General features: G+C 64.6%; 22 protein-coding genes. 9 read left to right on the top strand and 13 right to left on the bottom strand.

The features are described 5' to 3' along the window. Positions 1 to 216 precede the first annotated feature (216 nt). Both ACFQS4_RS13455 and ACFQS4_RS13450 read left to right on the top strand, forming a co-directional pair. Entirely contained in the window at positions 217 to 912 is a 696-nt protein-coding gene (locus tag ACFQS4_RS13455) for a ThuA domain-containing protein (protein ID WP_497901986.1), read from the top strand. A 141-nt stretch (positions 913 to 1053) separates the two neighbouring features. Next, on the top strand, positions 1054 to 2829 hold the full coding sequence (locus ACFQS4_RS13450; RefSeq protein ID WP_497901985.1) for a YcaO-like family protein: 1776 nt from the start codon (positions 1054 to 1056) through the stop codon (positions 2827 to 2829). A gap of 36 nt (positions 2830 to 2865) precedes the next feature. Here ACFQS4_RS13450 and ACFQS4_RS13445 read toward each other — a convergent pair whose 3' ends face one another. Together ACFQS4_RS13445 and ACFQS4_RS13440 are read right to left on the bottom strand one after the other, a co-directional pair. Continuing rightward, a complete protein-coding gene (locus tag ACFQS4_RS13445) occupies positions 2866 to 3396 on the bottom strand; it encodes a hypothetical protein (RefSeq protein WP_497901984.1) in 531 nt (176 codons plus the stop codon). An 82-nt stretch (positions 3397 to 3478) separates the two neighbouring features. Next, on the bottom strand, positions 3479 to 3862 hold the full coding sequence (locus ACFQS4_RS13440) for a PaaI family thioesterase (RefSeq protein WP_254156935.1): 384 nt from the start codon (positions 3860 to 3862) through the stop codon (positions 3479 to 3481). 156 nt (positions 3863 to 4018) lie between these two features. Here ACFQS4_RS13440 and ACFQS4_RS13435 point away from each other — a divergent pair, with 156 nt between their 5' ends. After that, positions 4019 to 4792: a hypothetical protein gene (locus ACFQS4_RS13435; RefSeq protein ID WP_497901983.1), complete on the top strand. Its 774-nt coding sequence runs from the start codon at positions 4019 to 4021 to the stop codon at positions 4790 to 4792. Positions 4793 to 4884: 92 nt separating this feature from the next. Next, positions 4885 to 5082, top strand: a complete 198-nt coding sequence (locus ACFQS4_RS13430) for a DUF7333 family protein (protein WP_497901982.1) — start codon at positions 4885 to 4887, stop codon at positions 5080 to 5082. Between the two features lie 186 nt (positions 5083 to 5268). Here ACFQS4_RS13430 and ACFQS4_RS13425 read toward each other — a convergent pair whose 3' ends face one another. Then, positions 5269 to 5463 carry a cold-shock protein gene (locus ACFQS4_RS13425; protein ID WP_179259303.1) on the bottom strand — a complete coding sequence of 65 codons (195 nt, stop codon included), beginning with the start codon at positions 5461 to 5463 and terminating at the stop codon, positions 5269 to 5271. Positions 5464 to 5540: 77 nt separating this feature from the next. Further along, the gene (locus ACFQS4_RS13420) at positions 5541 to 6512 is read right to left on the bottom strand and encodes a phosphoadenosine phosphosulfate reductase family protein (protein ID WP_497901981.1); all 972 of its coding nucleotides are present in this window, start codon (positions 6510 to 6512) and stop codon (positions 5541 to 5543) included. A 246-nt stretch (positions 6513 to 6758) separates the two neighbouring features. Between ACFQS4_RS13420 and ACFQS4_RS13415 the strand changes: the two genes are divergently transcribed. After that, positions 6759 to 7088 (top strand): hypothetical protein, encoded by a 330-nt coding sequence (locus ACFQS4_RS13415; protein WP_497901980.1) that lies wholly within the window; start codon positions 6759 to 6761, stop codon positions 7086 to 7088. A 109-nt stretch (positions 7089 to 7197) separates the two neighbouring features. Here the strand turns inward: ACFQS4_RS13415 and ACFQS4_RS13410 are convergent, their stop codons facing one another. From ACFQS4_RS13410 to ACFQS4_RS13395, 4 genes are all read right to left on the bottom strand, one after another. Continuing rightward, on the bottom strand, positions 7198 to 7782 hold the full coding sequence (locus ACFQS4_RS13410; RefSeq protein WP_497901979.1) for a DUF7110 family protein: 585 nt from the start codon (positions 7780 to 7782) through the stop codon (positions 7198 to 7200). A 175-nt stretch (positions 7783 to 7957) separates the two neighbouring features. Then, positions 7958 to 8305 carry a glutaredoxin family protein gene (locus ACFQS4_RS13405; protein WP_497901978.1) on the bottom strand — a complete coding sequence of 116 codons (348 nt, stop codon included), beginning with the start codon at positions 8303 to 8305 and terminating at the stop codon, positions 7958 to 7960. A 155-nt stretch (positions 8306 to 8460) separates the two neighbouring features. Next, on the bottom strand, positions 8461 to 9108 hold the full coding sequence (gene gfcR / locus ACFQS4_RS13400) for a transcriptional regulator GfcR (RefSeq protein WP_497901977.1): 648 nt from the start codon (positions 9106 to 9108) through the stop codon (positions 8461 to 8463). Next, positions 9105 to 10172 (bottom strand): glucose 1-dehydrogenase, encoded by a 1068-nt coding sequence (locus tag ACFQS4_RS13395; protein ID WP_497901976.1) that lies wholly within the window; start codon positions 10170 to 10172, stop codon positions 9105 to 9107. The genes gfcR and ACFQS4_RS13395 overlap by 4 nt, the downstream gene beginning before the upstream one ends. A gap of 127 nt (positions 10173 to 10299) precedes the next feature. Here ACFQS4_RS13395 and ACFQS4_RS13390 point away from each other — a divergent pair, with 127 nt between their 5' ends. Both ACFQS4_RS13390 and ACFQS4_RS13385 read left to right on the top strand, forming a co-directional pair. Continuing rightward, complete coding sequence (locus ACFQS4_RS13390) at positions 10300 to 11577, top strand: HAD family hydrolase (protein WP_497901975.1); 1278 nt, start codon at positions 10300 to 10302, stop codon at positions 11575 to 11577. Between the two features lie 69 nt (positions 11578 to 11646). After that, entirely contained in the window at positions 11647 to 12294 is a 648-nt protein-coding gene (locus tag ACFQS4_RS13385) for a hypothetical protein (RefSeq protein WP_497901974.1), read from the top strand. A 69-nt stretch (positions 12295 to 12363) separates the two neighbouring features. On the opposite strand, the gene mce is transcribed toward ACFQS4_RS13385, so the two are convergent. Further along, a complete protein-coding gene (gene mce, locus ACFQS4_RS13380) occupies positions 12364 to 12747 on the bottom strand; it encodes a methylmalonyl-CoA epimerase (protein ID WP_497903201.1) in 384 nt (127 codons plus the stop codon). A 155-nt stretch (positions 12748 to 12902) separates the two neighbouring features. On the opposite strand from mce, the gene ACFQS4_RS13375 reads away from it, so the two are divergent. Then, positions 12903 to 13217: a YbjQ family protein gene (locus ACFQS4_RS13375; protein WP_497901973.1), complete on the top strand. Its 315-nt coding sequence runs from the start codon at positions 12903 to 12905 to the stop codon at positions 13215 to 13217. Positions 13218 to 13277: 60 nt separating this feature from the next. Here the strand turns inward: ACFQS4_RS13375 and ACFQS4_RS13370 are convergent, their stop codons facing one another. The 4 genes from ACFQS4_RS13370 to ACFQS4_RS13355 form a co-directional block, all read right to left on the bottom strand. Next, positions 13278 to 14111, bottom strand: coding sequence for an aldo/keto reductase (locus ACFQS4_RS13370; RefSeq protein WP_497901972.1), 834 nt, complete (start codon positions 14109 to 14111; stop codon positions 13278 to 13280). Positions 14112 to 14203: 92 nt separating this feature from the next. Next, positions 14204 to 15886 (bottom strand): acyl-CoA mutase large subunit family protein, encoded by a 1683-nt coding sequence (locus ACFQS4_RS13365; protein WP_497901971.1) that lies wholly within the window; start codon positions 15884 to 15886, stop codon positions 14204 to 14206. An 89-nt stretch (positions 15887 to 15975) separates the two neighbouring features. Next, entirely contained in the window at positions 15976 to 17847 is a 1872-nt protein-coding gene (locus tag ACFQS4_RS13360; protein ID WP_497901970.1) for a formate/nitrite transporter family protein, read from the bottom strand. 69 nt (positions 17848 to 17916) lie between these two features. Then, positions 17917 to 18504: a GNAT family N-acetyltransferase gene (locus ACFQS4_RS13355; RefSeq protein WP_497901969.1), complete on the bottom strand. Its 588-nt coding sequence runs from the start codon at positions 18502 to 18504 to the stop codon at positions 17917 to 17919. Between the two features lie 111 nt (positions 18505 to 18615). Here ACFQS4_RS13355 and ACFQS4_RS13350 point away from each other — a divergent pair, with 111 nt between their 5' ends. After that, positions 18616 to 20646 carry an AMP-binding protein gene (locus ACFQS4_RS13350; RefSeq protein ID WP_497901968.1) on the top strand — a complete coding sequence of 677 codons (2031 nt, stop codon included), beginning with the start codon at positions 18616 to 18618 and terminating at the stop codon, positions 20644 to 20646. Positions 20647 to 20651 lie beyond the last annotated feature (5 nt).

The raw sequence follows: 20651 nt of genomic DNA, 5'->3' as shown, positions 1-20651 counted from the left end.
ACGAATGCGAAAGAACGCTCCCATAGAGAAACCCGGGGTGGCAATCAAAATAAGGGTTGTGACCCAGGTCACCTATATATTCGTACCAGTTGAGTTCGAATTCTTGTCGGTGGGCCGACAAATGTCAGCGTCCCTACTGCTAGTGCCAGCTTACGGCCCCGTCAGCCACCGCCGGGACCGCCCACGCTTTCACTCTCGATGTCGAACCGCTTCACGATGGCCACTGTCACGATCTGGAACGAGTATCGACACGAACGGGAGAACGACGAGGTCGCCGCCGTCTACCCCGACGGAATCCACGCGACCATCGCCGACTTCCTCGAGGGCGACCACGAGGTGACCACGGCGACGCTCGACGAACCCGAACACGGACTCACCTCGGACGTGCTCGAGGAAACCGACGTCCTGCTCTGGTGGGGACACACGGCCCACGACGAGGTCGAAGACGAAATCGTCGACCGAGTCCAGGAGCGCGTCCTCGAGGGGATGGGCCTGCTCGTGTTGCACTCGGGCCACTACTCGAAGATCTTCAAGCGGCTCATGGGGACCAGCTGTAGCCTCCAGTGGCGCGAGGACGACGGCCTAGAACGCCTGTGGGTCGTCGACCCTGGTCACCCGATTGCAGACGGCCTCGACGAGAATATCGAACTCCCCGAGACGGAGATGTACGGCGAACCCTTCGATGTCCCCGAACCCGACCGCCTGGTCTTCACGAGCTGGTTCGAGGGTGGTGAAGTGTTCCGAAGTGGCTGTTGCTATCGTCGCGGGAGCGGCCGCATCTTCTACTTCCGGCCCGGCCACGAGACGATCCCGATCTACGAGAAGGAAGACGTGCAGCGGGTGATCCGAAACGCCGTCGAGTGGGCCACGCCGAACGAGGGCGCCTCGTGGACGTTCGGTGAGCGAGACTGAGTCTGCGTTCGTCCTGGCCTGGAGCCTTCTCTGACGCGGCCACAGTCTCGAGTTCGCCTGAATCGTGTTCTCGAGTTCGTACCTGATCTCCACCTCGAGCTCGAGCGGCGCGTTTTTGCCGCCGGCGCGAGACGCTCGCGTATGGACGTACACGTAGTCGGTGACGACCCCGTTCGCGCGGCCGTCGTCGCCGCGTTCGACGACGTGGACTCGGTATCGGCCGTCGACGCGACCCCCGACGATCTGAGCGACGCTCGATTCGCCGTCGTGAGCGACGTCGTCGGCGCCGAGACCTTCGAGCGCGCGAACGCGGCCGCTCGCGAGGGAAACACGCCCTGGATCGCCGTCGAAGTCGGCGGCGTCGGGGGTCACCCGCTCAAGGCAGTCGACGCCGCAATCTCGGGGTTCTCTGCCGACACGGCCTGCTTCTCGTGTCTCGAGGCGCGCGTCGAGTCGACGTTCGAGGACGAGGACGTCGGCGACGGCCGCCCCCGCGCGAACCGGAGCGCGGCCAGGCTCGCGGGGGCCATCGCCGGCCGGGAGTGCATTCGGCTGTTCAGCGGGGAGGAACCGACGATCATCGGGCAGGTTCGCGAGGTTCCCCACGCCAGGCGACAGGTGCTTCCCGTTCCCGGTTGTGCGTGCGAGCCGTCGGATCGGGATCGGTCCCTGGATCTCGAGGACGACGAGTCCCTGGACCTCGAGGCGGCCGTCGACCGGGCCGAACTCGCCATCGACGAGCGAGTCGGGATCGTCGAATCGATCGGCGAACTCGAGTCGTTCCCGGCTCCTTACTACCTCGCGACGGTGGCCGACACGACGGCCTACAGCGACGCGAGCGCGCCGACCCAGGCCGCCGGCGTCGCCGTCGACTGGAACGCGGCGCTGATGAAGGCCGTCGGAGAAGGCCTCGAACGATACTGCGCGGGAACTTATCGCGATGCGGACTTCGTTCACGCTAGCGAAGCCGGCCTCGAGGACGCCGTCTCACCGACCGACCTCGTTCGACCGGAGTCGGCCCCCGAGTACGACCCCGGCGAGGACTGCCGATGGGTCGAGGGCATCGACCTCGAGAGCGGCGAGTCCGTCCACCTCCCGGCGGCGGCGGTCCAGTTTCCCCAGCCCGGTGACTCGCTGGTGCCGTCGATCACGACCGGACTCGGCCTCGGATCGTCGACGGTCGACGCGCTCCGCTCCGGGCTGACGGAGGTCGTCGAGCGCGACGCCACGATGCTCGCGTGGTACTCCACGTTCGAACCGCTGGCCCTCGAGGTCGATGCCGAGACCGAGGCCTACGAGACGCTCGCCAGGCGGGCGAGGAGCGAGGGACTCGAGACGACCGCGCTGCTTTGCTCGCAAGACGTGGACGTCCCCGTGGTCGCGGTCGCCGTTCACCGAGACTCGGAGACTCCCACCGAGGAGTACGCGGACCCGTGGCCCCACTTCGCCGTCGGCTCCGCCGCCGGACTCGACGCCGGCGCTGCCGCGACGAGCGCGCTCGAGGAGGCCCTCCAGAACTGGATGGAACTTCGAGGGATGGGACCGGAGGAGGCCGAAAACGCGAGCGGCGCCATCGGCAAGTACGGATCGTTTCCCGACCGGGCCAGGGAGTTCGTCGACGTGAGCGACGCCCAGCGAGTCTCAACATCGTCCGTCGGTCCGGAACCCGTACCGACTGGTGCGGCGAGACTCGAGGCGCTCCTCGAGCGCGTGACCGACGCCGGACTGACGCCGTACGCCGCCCGATTCACGACGAGAGACGTCGAGCGAATCGGGTTCGAGGCCGTGCGCGTCGTCGTCCCCGAAGCCCAGCCGCTGTTTACGAGCGAGCCGTACTTCGCGCCTCGAGCCAAGACGGTCCCCAACGACCTGGGGTTCGAGCCGCGGCTCGATCGGGCGTTTCACCCCTATCCGTAGGTCGGTCTCGGCGTTTCGGCGGCGCCGGTCGAACGATCAGTCGTCCGTCGAGTTACCGTCCGATTCGGTCGTACTCTCGCCCGAGCCCGACGTATTCTCGCTCGAGTCGTTCGCCTCCTCCTCGAGTTCCTCCTGCTCGGCCTCGGCTTCGTCTTCGTCCTCGATGATCTCGAGTTCGAGGGCATCGTCGTAAATTCGGATGCTCACGAGCTGGGTTTCCTCCGTAATTTGGCCGGTCTCGACGAGGTCCTCGCCTGGACCCCCTTCCGCGCCGTCGCGTCCGTACCGGGTGACGCGAAACTGCTGTGGGCTTCGTTCGATACGGCCGGTGACGGCCCGCTCGCCCGGAATCATGTTGATTCCATCGTCGTGCGTCTTGCGTCCGGTCTCGACTTCCTGGGCTTCGATCGCGACGTTGTACGAACGTTCGGCCTCGCTGAAGAGCTGTATCGGCACGTTCGGCTGGATTCCACCGCCCGTGAAGAACTCACCGAGACCCTGAAAACAGCCGGCGAGTCCGACGCTCGCGCCGACACCGATCGCCTGGAGGACGTTCCGACGGTTCACACCGCTAGCTAGGGAGTGGACTCTCCTAAGCGTGCTGATTCGTCGCCTCGAGTGTCACCCGGTCTTGTACACGCCTCGAGCGTCACCCGGTCTTGTACACGCCTCGAGCGTCCGCGATCAGCGTGTCATCTTCGCTGTAGACCTCGACGTCGACGACGCCGACGTCCCCGCCACAGCGGACGACGTCGGCCTCGGCGTAGAGGTCGCCGGTGCCTGCCGAGAGGTAGTCGATGCGCATGTCGATCGTCGGCACCGGCTGGTCGACCTCCGAGACGAGCGCCGCCCCGCCGACGGTGTCCGCCAGGGTGAACGTCACCCCGCCATGGGCCATCAGCCGATCGGCGTTCCAGGACAGTTCCTCGCGCATCTCGAGGCGGCCTTCGGCGTGGCCGTCTGCGGCTTCGGTGACCTCGACGCCCAGCAGGTCGGCGAACGGCATCTCCTCGAAGAAAGACTCGATGTCCATACTCGAGGATGGTTCGGGACGGCGCATAAACGATGGGGGTCTCGCGTGACGGTCGAGACTGTCACGAACCGCTTTCGAGACGATCGCGAAACGATCACGAAATCGAGACGGTCTCGAGGAGGAAAACTTACGGTATCACAGTATTTTGGATTGGGTATGTCTACGCGCGCACACTCCCGTGGCGATGGCGGATTCGTCGCCGCGGTGAAAGTCGACCTGGCACGGCTCCACGGAGCGTGGATGGAGCTCGTCTTCCCCCGCCAACGCGGCCGGGGTCACTCCGTCATGGGTAAGTGGAAACCGGAATCGCTCCCACAGAAAGTGGGCTACTATCTCTGGAGTTTCGTCGGCGCCCTCGGTTTGCTTCTGGTGTATCCGTTCACCGTAATCGGCCTCGCGACCCGCTACTACGCGGCGAAACTCGACTCGACGCGAACGCGATTCGGCATCGTCGGCGTCACCGCCGTCGCCCTCCTCGGCTGGGGCCTACTGACCATCGCCTGGGGTGCGATGTCGTACATGGAGCAAGTCGACGTCCCGCTCGACGCCGTCTACGCCGTCGCCGCAGCGAGCGGCGTCGCGACGATCTCGACCGCGCTCGCCGCCGCCTGCTCGAAGTTCGGCGGACGGGCACTCTCGGTGATCCTCGCCTACCCCTTCGCGATGACTGCCCTGTTCTTGCCTCCAGTCGTCGCCGCGCTCGTCACCCCCTCGCTCGAGCCGTACGTCCTCGAACCCAGCTACGACCTCGCCGTGTGGCTCCTCGACACCGTCTTCGTCGTCGGGGACCTCAACCAGTACCTGCGCGAGAACTACCAGCTCGAGGGCGCGGCCTACGCGGCCATGTGGCTCGGGTTCTCGTTCCCGATGGGCTGGTTCCTCGGGACGATGGTCTCGCTGGCGAACGTCGTCCGGCCGTCGGGCGAGTAATCGACTGCTCGCCGTCCAGCAACTCCGGCAACCGACGGAAACGGGCGCGTCGTTTCGGTATTCTTAGGAATCTTCGGAACCGACGTCCGCACATGGCACTCGAGTTCGACCTCGTCAAGACCGTCGGTGCGTTTGTCGCGATCATCGCCGTCGGGACCGTAGCCCTCACGATGATGCCGGGTATGACGACCGGAACGATCCTGACGATGGTCCTGCCGTCGATGGCCTTCTTCGGCGCGATCATGCTCGCGATCGGCGTCAAACACGGGGAATACCGGGCGACGCGCTGATCGAGGCACTCGTTTTCGAGCGTATAGTGCGGGTCTCGAGGATGAGTCTCGAGTCGTAACGACGCCTTTCGTGAGCCGTCGCTTCCTACCAATGGACCGCTCGAAACGGAGCGTGCGCTCGCTAGGAGCGTATCGTAAACGAAGTAATCGTCCGGGCGGTCGGTGACGACGGCCCGGCGTCAGAACTTAGTTGCGGACGACGTTCGTCGCGCGGGGGCCTTTGGGGGCCTGTTCGATGTCGAATTCGATGTCTGTGCCTTCTTCGAGGTCCGGGCCGCCGACGTCTTCCATGTGGAAGAATACGTCATCGTCCGCGTCGTCCGTCGAAATGAAACCGTAGCCGCCTGTGTCGTTGAAGAAATCAACCTTTCCGTTTGCCATTGCAAACAAACGTTCACCCGGGACACGGATAACCCTTGCGAGGGTCGCGGTACCACGACGGTCGCTCCCGCCCTGTCCTACATGTAGCCGAGGTCTCGCAACCGCTCCATCAGGTCCTCCTTGTCCTGGGCGCGGCCAGCGCGTTCGGTCGTTCCCTCGAGGTCCTGGAGCCAGGCGGGGTCGTCCTCAGTCTTCTCGGTGCTGATCTCGCTCCCGAGCGAGCGGAAGCCTTCCCAGTACTTCGGCGAGACGGGGGTATCGCTAGGCTCGAGGTCGTTTGGCAGGTCGTCGGCACTTTGCGGGACGTAGCCCTCGTCCGGGAACGCCTCGACGGTGTCCGGGACGACGAAGTTCCAGAAGGCCTCCCAGACGGCCGCCTCGTCGAACTGGAGAATGGGCTGAACGCGGTCGTGGGGTGGATAGATGTCCGGATCGTGGCGCGGCGAGAAGAACGTCTCGTCGGCGCGGGCCTCCTGTTCGTCCCAGCGGACGCCCGAGAGGATGCCGTCGATGTCGTACTCCTCGAGCGCGTCGTTGAGCGCGACCGTCTTCAGCAGGTGGTTCCCGGCGTAGGTGTCGAGCAGGAACGGGAACGTGTCCTCCTCGTACTCTAAGATGTTCTCGACGTGATGGCGATTGTGCTCGGACAGTTCGTCGACGGGAATGTCGTCGCCCGGCTCGAGGTCGTTCTCCTCGACGTAATTGCCAATGTCCTGGTTTCGCGCGTAGATGACCTCGAGGTCCCACTCGTCGGCCCAGTGGTCGACGAAGTCGTGGATCGCCTCGAAGTGCTGGTAGTGGTCGATGAAAATCGCGGGAGGTACCTCGAGGTCGTAGCGGTCCGCGACCTCCTTGACGAAGTACAGGACGAGCGTCGAGTCCTTGCCGCCGGTCCACATCACGGCCGGGTTCTCGTACTGCTCGAGGCCCTGTCGAGTGACCTCGATGGCCTTCTCGATTTTGTCCTGGATCTGCGGGTAGTCTTCGGGGTCCTCGTCGGTGCCGTCCTCGTAATCGACGTCGACGTACGTGGGGAAATCGTCGGGCATACGGTGTAATTACATATAATTACGAGGGTTAAAGTCCTTACGCCGGCGGAACGTGCTGTCGCCGCCGTTCGGTCTTCACGTGGGAAATGCTAGCAAAAACTGCTGATCGCACTCGGTCGTACGATTGACGCTGACGATTCCCTCGTACACGGACCCAGGACGTATTCGTTTCGACGGTTCGCACTTGATGATCACGTCTGTTCACGCCGGTTCTTATGCCGTCTCGACCACAACCGGACATCGACAATGACCCAGCGGCCGCAGTCACCGCAGACGCCGGCATCGAAGCCGTCCGTCGTCCCGACTGGCAACTCGTCTCCCCAGGATAGAGCCGTGCTGACGACCCCACAACTCGCCGATCGACTGGAAGAACAGATCGGCTACCGGCTCGACGAGATGGCCCTCGAGCGGGTGCTCATCGAACTCGACCGCCACGGTTACGTCGAGTGGGAGGGGGTTACCCGCGTCGGCGATTACGTGTGGAACCTCTCGGAATCGTCCGAGCGGATCGCCGACGCGGTTGCAGAAATCGTGATTTGCCGCCTGGAGGGGTGGCTCGAGAATAGCGGCCGATGACGAATGCGCCGCTCCGCTCGTCGTTTCGTACTCTTACCGTCGAGTCTTCGAGACCTACTCGAATTGCGATACAATCGTCACACTGACGAATCGTGTCGAAACCGTCCCCTCAGTCGCTGATGAACTTGTTGTCCCGCCAGTTGACCCCACTCGAGGCCGACTTGCGCTCGCGCGGTCCCTCAACGACCTCGACGTCGGCGGGTCTGGCCTCGCCGTCGACGATCCGGGTCGCCTCGAGGTCGCCGTCGCGCTCGGAAATCGCCGTCAGCGTCCCCTTCTCGGTCTGGAGGGCGATGTCACAGAGCACCTTGAACATCTCGTACTGGAGAAGCGAGTTCTGGAGTACAGTCTCGCGATCGCCCTTGAACGCCGCGAACTCGACGAGTTCCGACTCGATCTCCTCTTCCTCGTCTTCGTCCCAGCGGAACGAGTTCTGCCGGCGTTCCTCCGGATCCTCCTCGTAGACGCGGTTCTCCGTAACGCTAGCCTTCAACTGGGCCGTCGGCGTGTACTTGCTGACCGTGTCGTCGTTGGAGACGGCTTTGAGAATGAGAGTGTTGTTTCGGCGGGTGAGCTCGACGTCGGTGACGCCGTCGGGGTAGGTCGCCGTCTCGAGGTGCTCTTCGAGGTCCTCGAGCGGGAGTTCGAGCGTGGAGTGCAGCCGATACACGTGTCTGGATTCCTCTGTTGACATATCTGGAAGGGGGTGGGCGATAGTCGTCTGGTTCCTAGTACGGTCGCTCCCCATATATGACCTGCTATTATCTCCCCGGGTGACGTATTGGAATTCATATGGGTGTTCGCGAACAGGTCGCCGCAGACCTCGCCGACGGCGGCCCCATCGGGTGGTCAAGATTCGGGGTACTCGTTCAGGGACTCGCCTGGAGCGTCGTCTCGAGTTCGCCGCGTTCGTCGAGTTCGGCCAGGACGTCCGACCCGCCGACGAACTCGCCGTCGACGTAGGTCTGTGGGATCGTCTCCCAGCCGCTGTGTTCCGAGAGCGCCTCCCGGAACTCGGGCAGGGACTCGAGCACGTCCACCGTCTCGATATCGCTTCGGTGCTTGCCAATCAACTCGAGGGCGCGCTGGGAGTACCCACATTGGGGCATGAGTTCGTTGCCCTTCATGAAGAGAACGACGTCGTTCTCGTCGAGGGCGGTTTCGACGATCTCGTCGACCTCGTCTTGCTCGAGGCTGCTTTCTGGCTGAAACGTCATGGGCGTTCGTAGGGGCGTGGGATGGAAAGTGTTTGCGCCGTACGGACGGCGTCGCACCCCCCCCCCCCCCCAACACTATAGAAAATATAGTATCGGAACCCGCGTTCGGACGAAAACAGGCTACTCGACGACGAATCGAAGCGCCGGGCGAGGGGTCACTCGTCCGCGTCTTTCCCGACGCTGATGACCTGCAACAGGGAGTAGACGGGGACGCCGTCGAGTTCGTCGACGCCCTGCTTGTCCGCGAGGACGACGCACGCGAGCGGTTCGCCGCCTTCCTTCCGAATCGCGTCGATGGTCTCACGCATGGTCGTCCCGCTGGTGACCGTGTCGTCGACGACGTAACACTCCCGGCCGCGAATCGTCGCAAAGTTTCGCGAGAAGGTTCCGCCGAGTTCGTCGATGTCGCCCTCCTCCCACTGGTGTTTCGCCGGCGTGTACGTTCCCAGGTCGGTCTCGAGTTCGTGGGCGACCAGCGCTGCGATGGGGCCGCCGGCCTTCTCGATTCCGATCGTCAGGTCGACGTCTTCGCCGTGTTTGGCGAGCAGGTCGGCCATCGCGCTGGCGACGTAGCCCATCCGCTTCGAGTCCCGGCCGATGGCCGACCAGTCGACGTGGATGTCCGCCGATCCGGCGGTATCGGCCGTCTCGGGGGCCGACGGTTGCGGTGCGGTGCCGCTGCGTTCGACTAGCCAGCTCGCCGTCTCGCGGGAGACGTTCAACTCGTCTGCGATCTCGCCCTTCGAGAGGCCGCGTTCGGCGAGGTCGGCCGCACTCTCGATCAGGTCGTCGACGTTCTTCATATACGGTCGAATTCGACCGCCGTTTTTATAGTCGTGTCGTCGTCGACGAATGCCGCCTCGAAGACTTCGACGTCGTAAATCCCGGTCACGAGGTCGTCCAGGAACGACGACGGCAGCTGCGTGAGCGTGTCGATGGCGGCCTCGAAGTGGCCGCGGTTGGCGTTGACGCTCCCGACCAGCGCCTTGTTGTGGAGCACGAACTCCTCGTGGAGCGCGCCGCCGTCGATTTCGAACGTCCAGCTTGAGGGAACGCCGAGCAGAGCGCCGACGCCGTTGGGCGCGAGCGCCTCGATCGTCTCGAACGCGTGGGGGGCGTACCCCGTCGCCTCGTAGATGAAGTCCATCCCCTCGTAGGCCTCGGGCACCTCGGACACCGGCGTCTCGCGCGAGTCCACGTACGTCGCCCCGAGAGACTCGACGATGTCGATCGTCGGGTCCGGCCTATCTCGCCGGCCGAGGCAGTACGTCCGATCGAACTCGAGGGTTTCCGCGAGCATCGCGACCGTCAGAAGGCCGAGCGAGCCGTTGCCGAGGACCATCGCGGATTCGGGCTGCCAGTCGAACGCCGAGCGGCTGGCGACGGCGTGTTCGATGGCCTTCTCGGAGATGGTGATCGGTTCGACGAGGAATCCGAGCGGCGCCAGTTCTTCCGGAATCGGAACCAGGTACTGGGCGGGGCTGGTGAAGTACTCCGCCATGAACCCGTGGGCGCCGACGATACCGCGTTCGTGGTACTCGCCTTCAGGTGCCATGTCAGGATATCCCGACTCGAAGTAGCGATTCGAGCCGTTCGGCGGCCGTCGAACCGTCGGGACGACGAGCTGTCCCTCCTCGAGTTCGGTCCCGTTCGCGTCCTCGACGACGCCGACGGCCTCGTGGCCCAGTACGAGGTGGTCCTCGCCCTCGGGGACGCCGCCGTGTTCGCCCGCGATGACCTCGTGGTCGGTCCCGTCCACGCCGACGCGGAGCGTGCGAACGAGGGCTTCGCCGTCAGCCGGGTCGGGAACCGGCTTCTCGAGCATCACTGGCTCGCCCGAGCCCGGCTCGACTGCGATCGTTTTCATACCGATACCACGTGCCCCGACGACTAAAAGTTTATTCTATCTCGAGTAAAGATCGCGTTCACTGCCGAGAGGTGGTTACTATCGCACCAGCGGAAACGATTAACCCGCCACCACGTCAATTCCCACCATGGAACGCTACGACCTCGTCTACCGACTCTACGACGAGTTCGACACGAAGACGCTCCGGGAGTACCAGGAGTTCGTCGACGTCTTCCCGCCGATCGACTCCCGGGTGGCCCTCGAGCACTGGCAGGACGCGAGCGAGGAACTCGAGTCCCGAAAAGACGAGATTCGCTCGGCGTTCGCCGCCGGTGAGACACTCGCCGAAGTCGCCGCGCGAACCACGCGCGACCAGGCGTTCACGGCGCTCGACCTCGAGGCCAGGTACGGCCGGGCGGTGAACGTCCTCGTTCTCGACGTCGATGAGACGCTTCGGTCCGCGGGCGGCACGGACAACGAGATTCCCCGCGACACCCTCCACGTGCTCACGGAGTTTCACGAGGCGGGACTCCCCATCGTCATCTGCACCGGCCAGACCCTCGAGAACGTCAAGGGGTTCGCCATCCAGGGGCTGGGCAGTGAAATCGTCCACTCGGGAAACCTCTCGATCGTCTACGAGACGGGCAACGGCGTCTTCACGCCGGGCCACGGCGCCGACACCAAGCAACTGCTCTACGAGGACCTCGACGCGGAGATTCGCGACGTCTTCGACGACGTTCGCGCGCGCGTCCTCACCGACGCCCCCGAGGACCTCCGCCGGGGCTGTCACCTGCAGGGCAACGAGTTCAACGTCACGATGAAACCGAACTACGAGACCGGCTCGAGTCGGGCTCGCGAGATTATCGACGACGCGCTCGTGTACATGATCGACCTGCTGGGTGGTGCCGTCGCGGAGGCAGTGGACTGGGACGACACGACCGAACCGGGCGAGGACGTCGATGTCCCGGAACCGAACGACTATGCTCGCGCGTTCTACGCCATCGAGGACCCCGAAATCAGGAGCGTCCTCGAGCAGTGCGGCGCCTACCCCGACGTCGATCGTTCGAGCGTGCCCGACGCACTCGTGGACGTCTTCGAGCGCATCGACGTCGCCTACTACGAAGCCGATGCGGCCGAAATCGGCAGTCTCGAACTCGACAAGGTCGCCGGCGTCGAGCGCGCGCTGTCGGTCCTGGACGTCGAGGATCCGTTCGCACTCGTCATGGGCGACTCGAAGAGCGACCTGCGCGTGATGGAGTGGGTCGCGAGGAACGACGCTGGCATCGCCGCCGCGCCGGAGCACGCCTCGGAGGACGTCCTCGAGCACGTCCTCGGCTCGGACGAACTCGTCTTCGACCGCGGCAAGAGCGTCGACGTCCTGCGGACGGTGTACGCGCTCAACCGGTTCGCTCGCCTCGAGCGCTGACCGGTCGGTGGGACGGACCGTCTCGAGACCGTGAAAAAGTGGTTTTCACCCGCGTCGTGACGTGATCGTATGCGACGTCGAACACTGCTGGCTGGACTCGGGGGTGTGGGTACGGCCACCGGCGTAGTGGGTGCCAGCGACGGTGAGTGCGAGACTCGAGACCAGGACGGGGGCGATTCCGTGGGTCAGAACGAAGATCTGTCGGGCTCAATCGACATCGAGATCGACATCGAGACCCTCGAGGGCGACTGTCTAAGCGGCGGGACGGGTGCCTATCCAGCGGTGCGGTTGCTCGAGGACGGATTGCAGGTCCAGACCGCGCTCCAGACGCCGTCACCCTGTCACGAGGTCGTCCTCGAGTCGGCAGTCGTTCGCGAGCGCGGTGGCGACGACCGTCCGGACGACGAGGATGATCAGGCCGACGGCAACGATGGCGATGGCAATGGCGATAAGCACCCGGACCGGAGCACGACCGAACTGGTCGTCCGTCTCCGTCCCGACCAACCGGCCGACGAGGCCTGTATCCAGTGCGTCGGTACCGTGACCTACTGCCTCTCAGTTACGTTTTCGGACCTCGAGGCCCGACCCGAGGCGTTCAGGCTGGTCCACGAATCGTTCGCGGATCCGCGGACGGTTCTGAGCCTGGAGTGGCCGGCCGTGAGCGACCAGGAGGATGGTGGCGGTGTGAAGAACGATACGGGTTCGGACGACGAATAGGTGGAGACGACGGCAACAGTGGAGATGACGAAGGCCAGGAGTACAGCGAAGACAATGCCGATCGCTAAATCAGTGCTCGACGAACTCGAGCAAGATGCCGCCCGTATCCCGGGGATGCAGGAACGCCACGTCGTGGCCCCAGGCGCCGGGCCGCGGTTCGTCGTCGATACACTCGATGCCGAGGTCCCGAGCGCGCTCGAGGGCCGTCGTCGCGTCGTCGGTCTCGACCGCGAGGTGGTGGATGCCGGCCCCGTTTCGCCCGAGGTAGGACGCGATGGTGCCCTTCTCCTGGGGCTCGAGCAGCTCGAAGTAGCCGTTCTCGAACGCCAGGAAGACGACGGTCATCCCGTCGAACGTCTCCTCGTGGACGAGATCGACGTCGAAGAGGTCGACGTACAGGTCGGCTAGCGCCTGGGCGTCCTCGGTCGCGATTCCCGCGTGGTCGAAGCGCATCATGTCTCGAGATGAATCGACCAGCGTCGTCAGTGTTGCGCTCGAGTCTCACTTCGGAAATTGCCGTGCAGACGCCGTGACGACCGATCCATCACGAACGCGAGAGTCGATCGAATCCAAAGGTGTTAGTAGGGAAACAACAGATACTCGAGCGAATGCAGATTACTACCACCGAAACCGTTCCGGACGGCGAGATCGACGAAGTCCTCGGCGTAGCCCGCGGAAACACTGTGGAAGCCAGAAACGTCGGCCGCGACATCACCCAGGGGATTCGCAACATCTTCGGCGGCGAACTCAAGGCCTACTCCGAGTTGCTCTCGAAAGCGCGGGACGAGGCCGTCGACCGCATGGAGGCCGACGCCGAACGCATGGGCGCCGACGCAGTCGTCAACGTCCGTCTCGAGACCTCCCAGATCATCGACGGCGGCTCCGAGGTCATGGCTTACGGGACGGCTGTTCGGCTTCGGTGACGGTACCGGTCTCTCCCATCTTCACTCGGCCGAACACTGTCCTGTCGAACATTCGCCGAATCACGACTTATCGTCGCCCTCCAGCGCGAATGACGGCGACTCTCCCGAGATCTCGAACACCTCGCGCATCTCCTCCTCCGAGAGTTCGAAGTCGAAGCAGTCGGCGTTCGCTTCCACGTGCTCCCGACTCGCCGCCTTCGGAATCGCGACCACCGACGGCTGCTGAAGCAGCCACCGCAACGCGACCTGGGCCGCCGACTTGCCGTGTCGCTCGCCGATGGACTCGAGGCGCTCGTCGTCGGCGACGTCTCCCCTCGCCAGTGGCGAGTAGGCCGTGAGCGAGACGCCCGCCTCGAGGCAGTACTCGAGCAACGCGTCCTGGCGGTTGAACGGGTTGTACTTCACCTGGTTCGTGACGATGGGCGTCGCCGACCGGTCGACGGCCTCCTCGAGTTCCGGGACCGAGAAGTTGCTGACACCGATGTGGTCGACGACGCCCTCGTCCTGGAGGTGGTTCATCGCGTCGAGGGTGATCTCGAGGGGCACCTCGTCGCTCGGCGCGTGCAACAACAGGAGGTCGATCGTCTCGATTCCCAGTCGGTCGCAACTCCCCTGCGCCGACTCGAGCGCGTCGTCGAAGGCCGCGTCCTCGGGATCGATTTTCGTGACGACGAACACCTCGTCGCGGGAGACGTCCGCGCGCTCGAGGCCGTCGCCGACGGCCGATTCGTTGTCGTACATCGTCGCCGTGTCGAGGTGGCGGTAGCCGGCCTCGAGGGCCCACTCGACGGCTCGCGTGCAGTCTTCGCCGGTGATTCGGGCGGTGCCGAAGCCGAGGGCGGGGATCGACGCACCGCCAGCCGATACGGTCGAGTCGATGGTCAGTTGCGACATGGTAGCAGGACACCCTTCCGGGTTATGAAACGACGGCTTCGACTCGCCGGTCGGGGTAGTTGCGTGTTCGATTCAGGTAGCCGGTGTTCGACTCACACCGCGCTTCCCGGCGTGTACTCCCCGAACTCCTCGCGGAAGATGTTACAGATCTCTCCGACCGTCGCGTACGCCTTGACCGCGTCGACGATGACCGGCATGAGGTTGTCGTCGCCCTGCGCGGCCTCCCGAAGGATCTCGAGCGCCGCCTCGACGGCCTCCTCGTCGCGATCCCCGCGGACGGACTCGAGGCTCCGGATCTGTCGTCGCTCATCCTCTTCGGTGACTTCCTGGACGTCCATCTCGGGGTCTTCGTCGACCTCGAACTCGTTGACGCCGACGATGATGCGCTCGCCGTCTTCGATCTCGCGCTGGCGGTCGAACGCGGTGTCCTGGATCTGGCGCTGGACCCACTGCTGTTCGATCGCTCGCCGCATCCCGCCGCGCTCGTCGACTTCCTCAAGGAGGTCGTAGGCCTCGGATTCGACCTCGTCGGTGAGGTGCTCAACGTAGTAACTGCCCGCGAGCGGGTCGACGGTGTCGGCCGCGCCGGACTCGTGGGCGAGGATCTGCTGGGTGCGGAGGGCGGTCCGGACCGATTTCTCGGTAGGTAGAGCCAGCGCCTCGTCTTTGCCGTTGGTGTGGAGGCTTTGCGTACCCCCGAGAACCGCCGCCAGCGCCTGGTACGCTACCCGGACGACGTTGTTCTCGATCTGCTGGGCGGTGAGCATCGAGCCCGCCGTCTGGGTGTGGAACTTCAGTTGCCGGGACTTGGGATTTTGCGCGTCGAAGCGCTCGTCCATCAGGTCGTGCCACATTCGTCGGGCCGCGCGGAACTTCGCGACCTCCTCGAAAATGTTGTTGTGCCCGTTGAAGAAGAAGGAGAGTTGCGGGGCGAAGTCGTCGACGTCCAGGCCGGCGTCGATGGCGGTCTCGACGTACTCGAGGCCGTTTCCGAGGGTGAAGGCGAGTTCCTGGGCGGCCGTCGAGCCGGCCTCCCGGATGTGATAGCCCGAGATGGAGATGGTATTGAACTTGGGCACTTCCTCGGCGCAGAATTCGAAGATGTCCGTGATGATCCGCATCGACGGCTCGGGCGGGTAGATGTAGGTGTTCCGGGCGACGTACTCCTTGAGGAGGTCGTTCTGGATGGTCCCCCTGAGTTCAGCGCGGTCGACGCCCTGGCGGTCGCCCACGGCGATGTACATCGCCAGCAGGACCGACGCGGGCGCGTTGATCGTCATGCTCGTCGACACTTCGTCAAGGGGGATGCCGTCGAACACCGTCTCCATGTCCTCGAGCGAGTCGATGGCGACGCCCGCCTTGCCGACCTCGCCGGCGGACATCTCGGCGTCCGAATCGTAGCCCATCTGGGTCGGCAGGTCGAACGCCATCGAGAGCCCGGTCTGGCCCTGATCGAGCAGGTAGTGAAATCGTTCGTTGGTGTCCTCGGGTGTCGAGAACCCGGCGTACTGGCGCATCGTCCACAGCCGACCCCGGTAGCCCGTGGAGTAGACGCCGCGAGTATAGGGCGCCTCCCCGGGATAGCCCAGATCTTCCTGGTAGTCGAGGTCGGAGATGTCTGCCGGCGTGTACAGTCGATCGACCTCCTGGCCCCCGGTGTCGGTCGTGAACGTCTCCTCGCGTTCGCCGAAGCGGTCGATCACCGGTTCGACCTGCTCGTCGTGCCAGGTTTCTTTCCCCTCGCGGATCGCCTCGAGATCCTCGGCATCGAACATTATCGATGACGACGGTTTCCTGTGGCTTGAAGGTTGACAAACGAGTCGGTCGACGGAAACGCAATGGGCCGCGTTCGTCGGGCGCTACGCTACGTTCTGGGCTCGGCCGCCTCGGCGTTTTCCTCCCGGTTGCGATACTCCTCGAGGCGACGCTCGTCCCTCGAACCCGCCCCGAACAGCCGCTCGGTAAACGTTCGCTCGGACGGCCGCTCCGAGAGTAGCACCGACCCCTCGACGACGCGCGCGACGTCGATGTGGAGCGAGTCCCGAACGAGCCGAGAGAGCAGGCCACGCTCGGTCGCGCCCATCATGACGATCGTGGCGTCCAGGTCCCTGGCCGTGCGACAGATCGCCTGCTCGACGTCGCCCGAATCGTCGACGACGATTTCTGCATCGTCGAGTCCGTGATCGTTCGCCCAGTCGGAGAGGAACGCCTCGCCTGCTGCTCGATCGGCCGGGTCGTCGACGACGTGTAAGAGGGTGATCTCGGCGTCGGCACCGTTCTCGAGGGCCTGCGCGATTTCGGCGCTGAGATCTGAATCGGGGCCGCCGGCGGTCGGGAGGAGCACCCGCGACGGATCGAGCCCGCGGTCTTTGATCACGAGGAAGTCCGTCGGAAGCCGATTCGTGAGTTCGTCGAGGTGGCTCTCGGCGCGGGCGGAGGTCCACAGCTGGTCCTGTCCCCACCCCATGAGCACGAGGTCGGGGCGGGTCCGCCTGGCCCGGTCGAAGATCTCCTCGAACGACCGGGGAGAGACGATGGTCGACGTTCCGAACTCGACGTCGTAGCCGTCGCCGATTCGTCGAATGTCCTCGAGCAGGCGGTCTGACTCGCGGAGGATTCGGTCGTGATGGCCGCTACTGTCCGCGACGTGCTGGGGGGCCTGGACGATGTGGACGACGTGGACCTGCCCCTTCTCTTTCGTTTCCGACAGCGCGCAGGCGAATTCGACGAGCTGGGATTCGGTTCGCGGGTTGGCGATGGGGACGAGGATCCGGTAGGAGTCCTCGTCGCGAACGATCGTCTCGACGGTGTCGACGACGGGGACGTAGGTTCGCCCCGAGAGCGAGCCGAGGAGCCACTCCCGGATGGTGAGTCGCCTGGTGTTCTCGTACCGGTCGATGTCGAGTCGTCGCTCGCTGGTCTGGTAGTAGTTGACGACGGTGACGAGCAGGACGCCGCCGAGGGTGTTCCCGAGCAACACCGGGATCACGAACTGGGTCATTGCCGGAAATATCACCCCAATGTCACCGAGGGCAAGGGTGAGGTACACCACCTCGGTGAAGGAGACGACGACGTGGAAGAGGTTGCCCAGTGGAACCGTCAGAAAAGCCAGGTAGACCACGAGCAATCGCGAGGCGGTGTCGCGAACGGCAAAGTTGATCCAGACGACGCCCGCGACGACCAGACCGGCGAACGTCCCTTTGAAGAAGAGACTCGTCGCCGGGGTTTCGATGCCCTTCTCGGCGAGGTAGATCGCCATCTCCGCCGATGGCGCGTCGAAGACGCCGCCGTAGGCGAGAGTCACCGCCCCGAGCGCGCCGCCGGCGAAGTTTCCGGCGAGGACGATCACCCAGTGGCGAAGCAACGTCGGGATTGACGAGAGGCGCTCGAGGACCAGCGCGACGGGCGGCAGGGTGTTCTCGGTGTAGAGCTGGTAGCCGCCGATGATGATGTAGATGAACCCCAGCGGGTAGAGCAGGGCGGCGACGATCTCGCTGTCGGTCTTCGTCGACATCGAGGCGTAGATCAGGAACGTGAGCGTGATCGCGAAACCGCCGGCGAGCGCGCTGAAGAAGAGTTCGCGCGTCCCGGAAGTGATCTCGTGATCGGCGTCCGCGACGACGCGCTGGAAGACTTCATCGGACGAAAACCGGTCCGGCATGACCGTCCCGTACGCCGGCGCGCCACTCTCGGCTCGCTGTGGAATTTCCACTGCGGAATCGTCGTCGTCACTCATTGTCGACCCTCACTCATGGAAGGGCTAAGTGACTTTCTTCATCGGACCGTCCGTGCCGGGGTTCGAGCGTCATCGACGGCCCGTATCGTACTTGTAGGTCGCCGTGTCGGGGTCGATACCGAAGTCCTCGGGGGTTTCCTCCTCGCCGTCGCCGCGCTCCGGTTCGTTCGCCTCCTTGAACGCGTCCCGCAGCCGTTCGGGCATCTCGAATCCGTCGACGTCGATCGCGAACGGGACCGCGTCCGGATCGACGCCCTCCCGTTTGTCCGCCAGTCGCTCCTGTAACACGGCAGGGAGGGCCGATTCCTCGATGCGATTGAAGCCGAACTGCGCGAGGTAGGCCCCTTCCCCGGTGAGGGTGTAGACCGTCTCGAAGCCCTCGTCGCCGGCGTACTCGACCAGCCGTTCGACCACGTGGGCGCCGACGCCCTGGCCGCGCCACTCCTCGAGGACGCCGATGCTCGTCAATTCGCAGACGTCGTCGGCGTCGTCGGGTTTGTGGATGCGGATACGGCCGAACCCCGCCTTCTCCCCCGACTCTTCGTCGATGGCGACCACGTAGTCGCGCGAGCGGAACGCCGTGTCGTCGAGCCCCATCGCCTCGATGTGGTCGAGAAGCCAGACCTCTTCCCGGTTTTTCGCGTCCCGTACGTACATGATTCGAGCTAGGGCCGCCGCGGCCAAAAGCGTTTGTGAGGTACTCGCAGGTTTCGGCCCGTCTCGAGACGGTAACGTTCATGACACGGGACGGTAAACCTTGCCAGTGACATGGAAGGGGACCTGATCGACGAGGTGGTCCACGAACCCGACGAGGCGTTCGCCGAGTCCACCAACGTCCGGGCGTTCATGCGCGAGTACGGCATCGAGGACTACGACGACTTGATCGAGCGCACCACGACCGACCGGGGCGACGGCGAGAGCGGGGTCGAGTGGTTCTGGGACGAACTGGTCGACTACCTGGGCATCGACTTCTACGCGGACTACGACCAGGTCCGGGACGACAGCGACGGCCCGCAGTTCACCGACTGGTATTCCGGCGGAGAGCTCAACATCGCCCACAACACCGTCGACCGTCACGCCGACCTCGAGGCCGCGAACCGAAACCGGGTCGCCACCATCTGGGAGGGCGAAGACGGCGAGGTCCGGGAGATCACCTACCACGAACTCCACCGACAGGCTAACAGGGTAGCGAACTACCTCGAGTCGGCGGGGGTCGAAACCGGCGACACCGTCGGGCTGTACATGCCGATGGTGCCGGAAGTGGTGTCGATTCTGTACGGCTGTTTCAAAGTCGGCGCCATCGCCGTCCCCATCTTTTCGGGCTTCGGCGTCGACGCTGTCGCCACCCGCATCGAAGACGCCGAGTGCTCGGTGCTCTTTACGGGCGACGGCTTCTACCGCCGAGGAAGCCAGATCACGCTCAAGGAGAGCGCCGACGACGCCATCGTCCAGGCGGGCCACGTCGAGCACACGGTCGTCTTCGATCGGTTGGGATCGAGCGACGCTGGCGGCGACGCCAGCGACGATAACTCGGCCGTCAACGTCGAAATCCCCTGGAACGACGCCCGCGACGCGTGGTGGCACGACGCCGTCGAGAACCAGGACGACGCGTACGAGAGCAAGTCACTGCCCTCGAGCCAGGAATCGATGCTGCTGTACTCCTCGGGCACCACGGGAACGCCGAAGGGAATCGTCCACACGCACGCGGGCGTGCAAACGCAATGTGCGAAGGAACTCCACTTCGGGTTCGACCTCAAGCCCGCCGACCGCTTCTTCTGGGTGAGCGACATCGGCTGGATGATGGGCCCCTGGACCTTGATCGGCGTCCACACCTTCGGCGGCACCGTCTTCATGTACGAGGGTGCCCCCGACTACCCGAACCCCGACCGCTTCTGGGAAATGATCGACCGCCACAAACTCACCCAGTTCGGCATCTCGCCGACCGCTATCCGCGCACTTCGGAAACACGGCGACGAGTGGCTCGAGGGCCACGACCTCTCCTCCCTTCGAATACTGGGCTCGACGGGCGAACCGTGGGACCCCGAGAGCTGGCAGTGGTTCTACGAGAACGTTGGCGGGAGCGAGGCACCGATCGTCAACATCTCCGGGGGCACCGAGATCTGCGGTTGTTTCCTGATGCCGATGCCCGACCAGCCGCTCAAGCCGTGTACCCTGGGCGGCCCCGGCCTCGGCATGGATATCGATATCGTCGACCGGGACGGTAATTCGGTGAAAGACGATCACGAGCGCGGCTTCCTCGTCGCCCGCGATTCGTGTCCCTCGATGACCAAATCGCTGTGGAGCGGCGACGAGCGCTACCTCGAGGAGTACTGGTCCACGTTCGAGGATCTCTGGGACCACGGCGACTGGGCCCAAAAGGACGAGGACGGCTTCTGGTTCCTCCACGGTCGGGCCGACGACGCCTTGAACGTGGCGGGTCGGAAGGTCGGCCCCGCCGAAATCGAGGGCGTCCTGATCGATCACGAGGCCGTCAACCAGGCCGCAGCGGTGGGCGTTCCCGACGACACGACCGGCACCGCAGTCGTCGCCTACGCCATCCTCGAGGACGGCGTCGACGAATCGGAGGAACTCCGCGAGGAACTCCGGGAACAGATCGGCGAGGAGCACGGCAAACCGTTCCGACCCCGCGAGATCCTCTTCGTCGACGCCTTCCCGAAGACGCAGTCGGGCAAGATCATCCGCCGGGCCATCGAGGCCGCCTACACCGGCGAGGACCTCGGTGACCTTTCGAGTCTCGAGAACCCGGACGCGCTCGAGGCGCTCGAGGACGCCCGGTAGGGCGG

The sequence above is a fragment of the Saliphagus sp. GCM10025317 genome, from assembly GCF_042663665.1.
Lineage (GTDB): Archaea > Halobacteriota > Halobacteria > Halobacteriales > Natrialbaceae > Natronosalvus.
This window is presented reverse-complemented; position numbering and strand designations above follow the sequence as displayed.

Coding starts and splice junctions, on each gene's coding strand:
- ACFQS4_RS13395 (WP_497901976.1), bottom strand. CDS start 10,172: ATGAAAACGATCGCAGTCGAGCCGGGCTCGGGCGAGCCAGTGATGCTC.
- ACFQS4_RS13425 (WP_179259303.1), bottom strand. CDS start 5,463: ATGGCAAACGGAAAGGTTGATTTCTTCAACGACACAGGCGGCTACGGT.
- ACFQS4_RS13360 (WP_497901970.1), bottom strand. CDS start 17,847: ATGAGTGACGACGACGATTCCGCAGTGGAAATTCCACAGCGAGCCGAG.
- ACFQS4_RS13375 (WP_497901973.1), top strand. CDS start 12,903: ATGCAGATTACTACCACCGAAACCGTTCCGGACGGCGAGATCGACGAA.
- ACFQS4_RS13430 (WP_497901982.1), top strand. CDS start 4,885: ATGGCACTCGAGTTCGACCTCGTCAAGACCGTCGGTGCGTTTGTCGCG.
- ACFQS4_RS13355 (WP_497901969.1), bottom strand. CDS start 18,504: ATGTACGTACGGGACGCGAAAAACCGGGAAGAGGTCTGGCTTCTCGAC.
- ACFQS4_RS13415 (WP_497901980.1), top strand. CDS start 6,759: ATGACCCAGCGGCCGCAGTCACCGCAGACGCCGGCATCGAAGCCGTCC.
- ACFQS4_RS13385 (WP_497901974.1), top strand. CDS start 11,647: ATGCGACGTCGAACACTGCTGGCTGGACTCGGGGGTGTGGGTACGGCC.
- mce (WP_497903201.1), bottom strand. CDS start 12,747: ATGCGCTTCGACCACGCGGGAATCGCGACCGAGGACGCCCAGGCGCTA.
- ACFQS4_RS13420 (WP_497901981.1), bottom strand. CDS start 6,512: ATGCCCGACGATTTCCCCACGTACGTCGACGTCGATTACGAGGACGGC.
- gfcR (WP_497901977.1), bottom strand. CDS start 9,108: ATGAAGAACGTCGACGACCTGATCGAGAGTGCGGCCGACCTCGCCGAA.
- ACFQS4_RS13365 (WP_497901971.1), bottom strand. CDS start 15,886: ATGTTCGATGCCGAGGATCTCGAGGCGATCCGCGAGGGGAAAGAAACC.
- ACFQS4_RS13390 (WP_497901975.1), top strand. CDS start 10,300: ATGGAACGCTACGACCTCGTCTACCGACTCTACGACGAGTTCGACACG.
- ACFQS4_RS13405 (WP_497901978.1), bottom strand. CDS start 8,305: ATGACGTTTCAGCCAGAAAGCAGCCTCGAGCAAGACGAGGTCGACGAG.
- ACFQS4_RS13455 (WP_497901986.1), top strand. CDS start 217: ATGGCCACTGTCACGATCTGGAACGAGTATCGACACGAACGGGAGAAC.
- ACFQS4_RS13440 (WP_254156935.1), bottom strand. CDS start 3,862: ATGGACATCGAGTCTTTCTTCGAGGAGATGCCGTTCGCCGACCTGCTG.
- ACFQS4_RS13370 (WP_497901972.1), bottom strand. CDS start 14,111: ATGTCGCAACTGACCATCGACTCGACCGTATCGGCTGGCGGTGCGTCG.
- ACFQS4_RS13410 (WP_497901979.1), bottom strand. CDS start 7,782: ATGTCAACAGAGGAATCCAGACACGTGTATCGGCTGCACTCCACGCTC.
- ACFQS4_RS13450 (WP_497901985.1), top strand. CDS start 1,054: ATGGACGTACACGTAGTCGGTGACGACCCCGTTCGCGCGGCCGTCGTC.
- ACFQS4_RS13350 (WP_497901968.1), top strand. CDS start 18,616: ATGGAAGGGGACCTGATCGACGAGGTGGTCCACGAACCCGACGAGGCG.
- ACFQS4_RS13435 (WP_497901983.1), top strand. CDS start 4,019: ATGTCTACGCGCGCACACTCCCGTGGCGATGGCGGATTCGTCGCCGCG.